6 protein-coding genes are annotated in these 7,549 nt (G+C 63.2%); 1 reads left to right on the forward strand and 5 read right to left on the reverse strand.

Annotated elements, in window-relative coordinates; genetic code table 11:
• Together IEZ21_RS14345 and IEZ21_RS14350 are read right to left on the reverse strand one after the other, a co-directional pair.
• Window positions 1–1,577, reverse strand: a 1,577-nt coding sequence (locus IEZ21_RS14345) for a PAS domain-containing protein (RefSeq protein WP_189322238.1), incomplete at its 3' end; no start/stop codon positions are given.
• Window positions 1,578–2,245: 668 nt separating this feature from the next.
• Window positions 2,246–3,253 (reverse strand): DUF6414 family protein, encoded by a 1,008-nt coding sequence (locus tag IEZ21_RS14350; RefSeq protein ID WP_189322239.1) that lies wholly within the window; start codon window positions 3,251–3,253, stop codon window positions 2,246–2,248.
• 478 nt (window positions 3,254–3,731) lie between these two features.
• On the opposite strand from IEZ21_RS14350, the gene IEZ21_RS14355 reads away from it, so the two are divergent.
• On the forward strand, window positions 3,732–5,183 hold the full coding sequence (locus tag IEZ21_RS14355) for a hypothetical protein (RefSeq protein ID WP_189322240.1): 1,452 nt from the start codon (window positions 3,732–3,734) through the stop codon (window positions 5,181–5,183).
• A 544-nt stretch (window positions 5,184–5,727) separates the two neighbouring features.
• On the opposite strand, the gene IEZ21_RS49105 is transcribed toward IEZ21_RS14355, so the two are convergent.
• The 3 genes from IEZ21_RS49105 to IEZ21_RS14365 form a co-directional block, all read right to left on the reverse strand.
• A complete protein-coding gene (locus IEZ21_RS49105; RefSeq protein ID WP_246567697.1) occupies window positions 5,728–6,270 on the reverse strand; it encodes an IS630 family transposase in 543 nt (180 codons plus the stop codon).
• A gap of 39 nt (window positions 6,271–6,309) precedes the next feature.
• Window positions 6,310–6,789: a winged helix-turn-helix domain-containing protein gene (locus IEZ21_RS49110; protein WP_246567699.1), complete on the reverse strand. Its 480-nt coding sequence runs from the start codon at window positions 6,787–6,789 to the stop codon at window positions 6,310–6,312.
• Window positions 6,790–6,908: 119 nt separating this feature from the next.
• On the reverse strand, window positions 6,909–7,549 hold a 641-nt coding region (locus IEZ21_RS14365), incomplete at its 5' end, for a tetratricopeptide repeat protein (protein WP_189322241.1).

Genomic DNA, 7,549 nt, shown 5'->3' on the forward strand with positions numbered 1-7,549 from the left:
TCCAGTGAGGCCAGGGTGCTCGTCGCGGTACGCAGCCGGCCCATGGTCGCGGCGGCATGGAGGCCGTGGCCGACGATGTCGCCGACGACCAGTGCCACCCGCGCCCCGGACAGCGGAATCACGTCGAACCAGTCGCCGCCCACGCCTGCGTGCGCGCCGGCCGGGAGGTAGCGGGAGGCGACCTGCACCGCCGCCTGCTCGGGCAGCCGCTGGGGCAGCAGGCTGCGCTGCAGCATCACCGCCGTACCGCGTTCGCGGGTGTAGCGGCGGGCGTTGTCGATGCAGACGGCCGCCCGGGCCACCAGCTCCTCGGCCAGCACCAGGTCGTCCCGCTGGAAGATCTCGGGATGCCGGTAGCGCACGAAGACGGCGACGCCCAGAGTGGTTCCGCGTGCCGACAAGGGCACCGTCATCACCGAGTGGATCCCGAGTTCGCGGACCCGGGCGGCCCGGACCGGGTCGCGGGCGGTCACCTCGGCGATCTCGGCGTCGGTCATCTCGCGCAGCGTGGCCCGTCCCGACCGGAGACTCTCGACCGGTGCGGAACCCTCCGGGTACTCGTCCACGTCGCCCAGGGCGACGACCGTCTCCGGGACGCCCGGAGTCAGGGACCGGTGGGCGACACGCCGCAGCAGGACAGGGCCGGCCGTCGTCACGCCGTCCGGGGGCGGCTCATGCAGATCGTCCAGATCGTCGAGGGAGGCCAGGAGGTCGACGCTGGCGAAGTCGGCGAGTTCCGGGACCGTCACGTCCGTCAGCTCCTGCGCCGTACGCATCACATCGAGGGTGCTGCCGATGCGCCGGCCCGCTTCGGCGATCAGCTGGAGCCGCTTGCGGGCCCAGTGCTGTTCCGTCATGTCGTGGGCAGAGAGACAGACACCGCGCAGCTCGCCCGCCTCGTCCCGCAGCGGCGACGTGAAGAGCGACCAGGCGTGCTCGCGCGTCTCACCGGCGGCGCGCAGAAAGTTCTCGTCGTACTGCGGCTCACCGGTCTCCAGTACCCGCGTCATGCTCTGTTCCGCCACCTCACCGGCCGGGTTGTCCACGATCTCGTTGACACGCAGTCCGCGCATGTCGTCCTCGGTGAGGGCCACGGACCGTTCCATTTCCTCGTTGGCCCGCCGCAGCCGGAGCCTGGTGTCGTAGAGCGCCAGTGCGCAGCAAGGGGACTGGGTGAAGCTCCAGCTCACGAGGGCTTCGTCATCAGGCAGGGGTTTCTGCCCGGTCAGTGGGGAGACCAGGAACCACTCGCGGGTGCCGGTCTCCGGTGTCCTGTGGTGCGCCAGGACCTTGATCTCGAGGCGTCGGCCGTCGCGGTGCCGGACAGAGACCTTCCCGTGCCATCTCGGCAGGTCCGCGAAAGGTGGCAGGTCCTCCGCGGGGATCGCCTCCGCCAGCAGCTCGGCCGCCGGTCGTCCCAGGACCTGTGCGGCCGAGTACCCGAGCAACTGCTCGGCCCCCGCGTTCCACCCGGTCACCGCGCCGCCTTCATCGACGGTGACGCGCGCCGTGAGCGCCTCGCCGACCACATCTCCGAGCGGCCGCGTCGCCCGGTCGGCGGCGATGCGCTGGTCCATGATCGCTCATCTCGCTCTCGCGGAGGTCCACCGGTCTGCGGTCCGCGGTCCGCTCTCCTCGGGCCGCCGCTCCCAGGACGTAAGCCATTATCGCCGTATCCTGCGGCTCGACGCCGGGTGGAACGGCGGATGCCGTGTCACCGCAAACACAGCCCGGTATCTCTGCTCGACAACCGACAACTCCACCAGAGCCAATCCCGGCCTCCCGCCACGCGCCGCAACGACGCGCACAGCAAAGCCGATCACGGCCACCGTCAACCATCAGCTGGGACCGAAGTGTCAAGCATCTCCCGGGACCGGACGCACCCCTATACCAGCGACTGAGTTACAACTCTCTCTACGGGTTCAAGGCGGCTCGCTCCGCTCACCGCGCGCGGCCCGGCCCCCGGCCGGGCCTGCGCTCCTGTCTCCGCCCCGCTCCAGCCCGGCCGGTGTCCGGGCCGCGCACTCTGCAATGAGCCGCCTGATGCCAGAGAAGGGGTACGTCGTGGCTGGGGCGGTCGGCTCCACGGCTTTACGCAGCCACTTTGACGCGAGCCTCGAAGATCATGGCCCCAACGTCGTGCTTTACCGGGCAGGTCCACAGACTGCCCGACTCGCCGGAAGCTTACGGGGCCATGATCACTCGCCCCAAAGCAGCTCCAGCCCAAAGCCGCTCCGCCGACCTTCTAGTCACGCACCGCAACGAGGTTGGAAAAGCGCGGAATGGTTCGGTAAACAGCGAACGGAATCAGAGAGAACCCGGGATGCTGAGGAAGGTCAATGAACCCCATTCCCCCCAAGTTTTTCATGAGGCCATTAATGTTGTCTGCAAACCTAACTCTGTTAACGGCTCCATCAGGCCGAAAGAAATCAAAGTCGGGCACCGCTGTATCCTCAGAACCGTAGCTTCCCACACTGCCCACGAGTGTCCACTCCTGAGGCTCTGTCCCGTACCGCGCGAAGAGGATATCGGCTTCTGTATCCAGATATTGTCGCCCTTCCTGCAAACGGGAGCCGATTAGCACGTCCCCCGAGTCGACAGGTGAGAGATTTATATGCAGACCTGGAGCGAAGATTCCTCGCGCCATGCGGATAATGGAACGAAGTGAATCACCATCCATTCCCCCGAATCCCTTGAAGTCAGGGATCAAGTCCTCTAGCTGCCGATCGGGCTGGGCCTGACCAGGCCTCGGCGGCTTTGGACCTTGCTGCCCACCTCTGCCCTTTCCCTTGCCCGGGGCTGCCTGGCCAGCATCAGGAGTCAAGTTCACACCCATGCCTTGAAGGCCGAGCGCGACGGATGCGAAGGCCGAGAATACACTGGCGGCATATCGAGTATCGAAGAGAGATCCCATGGCGGTAATACGAACGAGCGAACCGGGTGGGGCAATCGCTTTAATATCCCCTGAGGTCCACTGAGACGGATCGGACGCCTCTTCCGATACGTCCTTGAGTACGCCTTCAGACTCCAATGCTTCTTCCAGCATCGGAAAAAGAGCATCGCCGAGGGATTTTTGGGTGTACCTCTCGCTACCAGCTACCTGGAGATGCTGGGCGAAGCTTCGTGGTCCGACCGTGGATCTCTTCTCTTGCGTACTCGTTTCTCGCTCTTCCTCTGCAATGCCCCCGTCGAGCTGAGCCAGCATTGCCCGCACCTTGTCGGTGTCTACGTACAGAAACTCGCGCAGAATCAAGTGCTGCCCCTCACTAAGTTTGAAGGGTGATGCTATAGCCGGAACTGACGGCGTGTTGGGTGATTGTGGATATTGGCACTGAGTGCCGAGAAGCCTGACACCGGCGAAGGCAAATCAAACCGCCGCGGCCTTACACACGAGCGCCCTCCCGGGCCGTCCTCGGGCCGTGGAAAGCGCTCAATGATGACCAACGCCAACAACTGCCGACAGCTCGGCAGCAGGTCAGGACGTTGATCGATGACGCGGCCGCGGTCACGGCCGTCGGTGATCAGTTGTGGCTGTGCAGGAGCCCATCACCCGTCCCCGAGATGGCCGACCCGTGGCCTCGCGGTTGGAACCGCCAACACGGGAGCCCCTGGCTCCAGCACGCCCGCCTGTGCTCTTGCATCGTGACAGGCGCTCTTGTGCCTGCCTGCATCCGCATCTACGGTCGATCTGCTCAAGCAGTGCTGTGCCGTTTTTTTTTGGGGGGGGGAGCGTGCATCTTGACTTCAGTGCCTTAGTGCGCGAGCTGGGAACGCCTTCCAAGCTTATTGTCAGCTCGACGCCGGAACTGGCAGAAGAGGTCGAAAAGGAAGCCCGGGAGCGCGTCGGACCGAAACGCGGTGCTTCCTACCTCTACCGAAAGCCGGTATATGCGATTCCGGCCAACTTATTTGCCGGGATCGAGTCCAGCCCGGCAGAGGTGCTGCGCGAATTAGGGTTAGCCACCACATTCGTTACGGCCTCGCCTTTCGCTGACATAGCACGCCACTGGGCGCATGTACGATACTGCGCCACTCTCAGGAGTAATAGAAAACAGATCTTGGCCCTGACTCAGGCGGGCTCCGATATAGTGCACCACCACAAAGTGGCACAGTCAGAACAGCTCGGCATTGGCTTAGCCCTGGTGGTGGCCAAACGAATCCTTGAACGGAAATACCCCGGGTGGCTGTTTTCGAGCGTTGACGTGGATGTGGCACTCGCAACCGGCTTCATTGAAGGGGTAGGCCTAGTCCGACAGAAGAACAGAGCAACAATGCGTCCAGATTATTTCTTGGTCGGCCGCCGTGCCGGAGGAGGAAACTCAGGCTGCAAGGTGTACATATTGGAGTGCAAGGGCACCCACGGGAATGCGTACCATTCGAAGCGGCAGTTGGCCACAGCTTCTCTTCAAGTAGGTTCAATTGAGGTAGGAGCTCGAACCTTGCCGAGCCTCATGGTTGCCTCTCGTCTGTCCACGACAGGCGTCTCCATCGACGTACTCGACCCGCCTGGAGAAGATGACCTATGGGACGGGGAATCTGAAGAGTTCGACGCATTGCTATCAGAGGACCCTGGTCCGCGGAATTGGGCGTCGGGCAAGCCCACCTTCGAACAGTTCTATGCACGGCAGCGAGAGTTTCTCGGAGTCGGAGAATTTCAGCCCAGTGAAGCAGAATTAGAGGCCGCGCACACCGAGTACGAGGCAAGCGTGGGTGAACTTCCTGTCATCTTCCAGATACCCGAGGATGGCAAAAAATGGCTATTCCGCATCCTGGCGAGAAACGCGGCTCACTCTGTTCTACGGTTCGCGGGCGACAACACTTCTGCATCGCAATTCGCCTCACCAAGGACCGCAGACCTTCAGCGCTTGCCCTTAGACGACCCAGCCCCGGATTGGCAGACGTTTACAGTTAGTTCCGAGTCCAATATTGATTCACACCGGTTCGTTGGCGTCAAGTATTCCATGCCGCTCCCCAACGGCGCGTCTCTCGAAATCTTCAGGGGGGTCGAAAAGGGGATGTACGAAAGTCTTCGCGAAGGGAGAGTCAGCGCCTACGTGCGGAGAGCTCACCAACTTCGCGATTCGTGGGCATCGGTTACCGCCGGAGCAGGTGCGAACGGTCCCCGGCACCAGGCCGTCTCGGTCGGAAGCGACGGAACCGGGCTGCGGATCCGTGTTGTGTAGCGGGCTGAGCGTCCTAGAATCGGCGGGCAGCGGCTGACATCAACGGCGGCGCACGCTGGGGCGTCCGGCGTTCACGTTCCACCTGGCAGCTGTGCGAGCGCATCCCGAATGAGTGTCTAACTGCGTGACAACGCCGACGCACACCGGCGGGCAACCGCGCACGCCTGCGCACCGTCAAAGCAGGTGAGTGCCACCCCGGCCCAAGGTCGAGCCCCCATCCAAGTTGCTTCGGGACGAAGAAGTCATTGCTCAAGGGCTCGCCGTCACGCGTCCGCCGTCGCGACTTGCCCTGGTCGACAGCACGGCAGCGTGGCTGAGGCCAGCGGGGGTGCAGCGAGACACACACGCCTGATCTAGCCGACACCCCCGCCGTCGTGGCTGACTGTTGTCGGCTGAGGTACAGACGGGCGGCACCGCCGGTTCCCGCCGGTCAGTTGAGCGCGGACCCGCACCCGGCAAGTTCTGGGCCGTCCCTAGATCTATTTGTCCCCGGTCCGCCGGCCAGTCGCAGTGCATGAATTCCCGGTGCGCCAAAAGCTATTGATCAGAAACTCAAAGGGTTCTCTTCGAGGGTGTAGCGGACGTGGGGGCCGCCGAAGTAGCCGCGGACGATGTGGGGCTGGCGCTGGCGGCGGTGGAAGAACCTGCGGGTCTCGGCCGCGAGTTGGGCCTGGTTGCGTGCCCTGCTGCTCATGGGCAGGCTTCGTTTGAGGTCGGCGTTGACGAGTTCGTCGGGGTTCAGTTCGGGCGAGTACGAGGGCAGGAAGTGCAGCTCGATCCTGTCGGTGTGGTCGGCCAGCCATGTGCGGACCGCGCGGGAGCGGTGTGCGGAGTGACCGTCCACCACGAGGTGGATCTTGCGGTCGAAGTGGCCGATGAGCCGGTCGAGGAAGCGGCACATGACCTTCGCGTCGAAGGTCTCGGTGAACACCATGAAGTGCATCCGGCCCTTCGTACTGATCGCGGACATCGCATTCACGGAGAACCGGTTGCCGGTGCGGCGCACGACGGGGGTGCGGCCCTTCTCGCCCCAGGTACGGCCGGTGACCTGATCGGAACGGATGCCGACCTGGTCGGCGAACAGCACCTCACCGTTCTCGGCCTTCGCCGTCGCCCGGATCGCCGGTCATGTCTCCTCCAGCCAGGTCCGCACCGCCTCCGGGTTCTGCTCGACCGCGCGCTTGTCGGGCCGCTGGAACGACAGTCCCCAGCGCCGCAGGTACTTGCCCACCCCTGGCTCGCTCATCCGCACCCGATACAGCTTCGCGATCAGCTCACCCACCTGGCCACGCGTCCACAACTGACCACGAAGACCCAGGTCACACGGCAGGTGATCCAAAATCGCCTGCCTCACCGCCGCCTGCTCGACCCCGGACAGCACCTGATGCTCACCCACGCGCCGCCCACGCGGACGCGCGGTCAACGCCTCACGCCCACCGGCCTGCCACTTCGCCCACCAGCCGTCCACCGCCTTGAGCGAGACCTTGAACAACGCCGCGACATCCTCGCGGTCCCGGCCCTCCACCAGCGCGGCCACCGCCCGCAGCCGCAACGCTTCCTGCGCCGACGGCGACAACTGCCGTGCGTCCCCCACCAGTTCACTCACACAGCATTCAACGACCCAGAACGCTTACCGTTTCGGATCAATAGCGTCATTGCAATAAATTGGCGCTATATCGGCTCCCGCAAAGGCCGCTGTATCGACCTCTCAACCCACTTGGGCAGCTAATGCCAACGCTCATTATTCGCCACTGCACGAAGGTGCTCAATCCGCTTCTCGCGGTCGATATCGTTGATCTCGTGATAGATGGCAGCAGCCTTAGAATAAACATCCACCGCTTCATCTAGACGGCGAACCCGCAGCAAAGCGGTGCCTAGATTACCGAGCGCCTCTCCTTCGCCCTCAATATCGCTGATCTCATGATGGATAGCAGCAGCCTTAGAATAGGCATCCACCGCCTCATTCAGACGGCTGACTCGCATCAGTGCGGCGCCGAGATCATTTAGCGAAAGCCCCTCACTGAGGAAATCTCCTGTCTCATGGTACAGGTCTACAGCTCTCTGATGAGCGCTGATCGAGTCACTATACATACCCAGTTCCATATAGGCGAGGCCGAAATTCCTCATTGCCCTTCCCTCGCCGTGAAGATCACCGAGTTCACGACAATAATCGACCGCTTGCGCATGAATTTGGATGGCCTCATCAAATCGTCGAAGCTGATGAAGGGCGCTGCCGAGATTATTTAGAGCTTGCCCCTGGCCGTGCAGATCACCGGATACCCTGTATAGGGCGTTTGCTCGGTAAAGGGCGTCGAGCGCTTCATCGAACCGGCGCACCTGCAACAGCGTGCTGCCGAGATTATTCA

This window comes from Streptomyces flaveus, from assembly GCF_014647675.1.
Lineage (GTDB): Bacteria > Actinomycetota > Actinomycetes > Streptomycetales > Streptomycetaceae > Streptomyces > Streptomyces flaveus.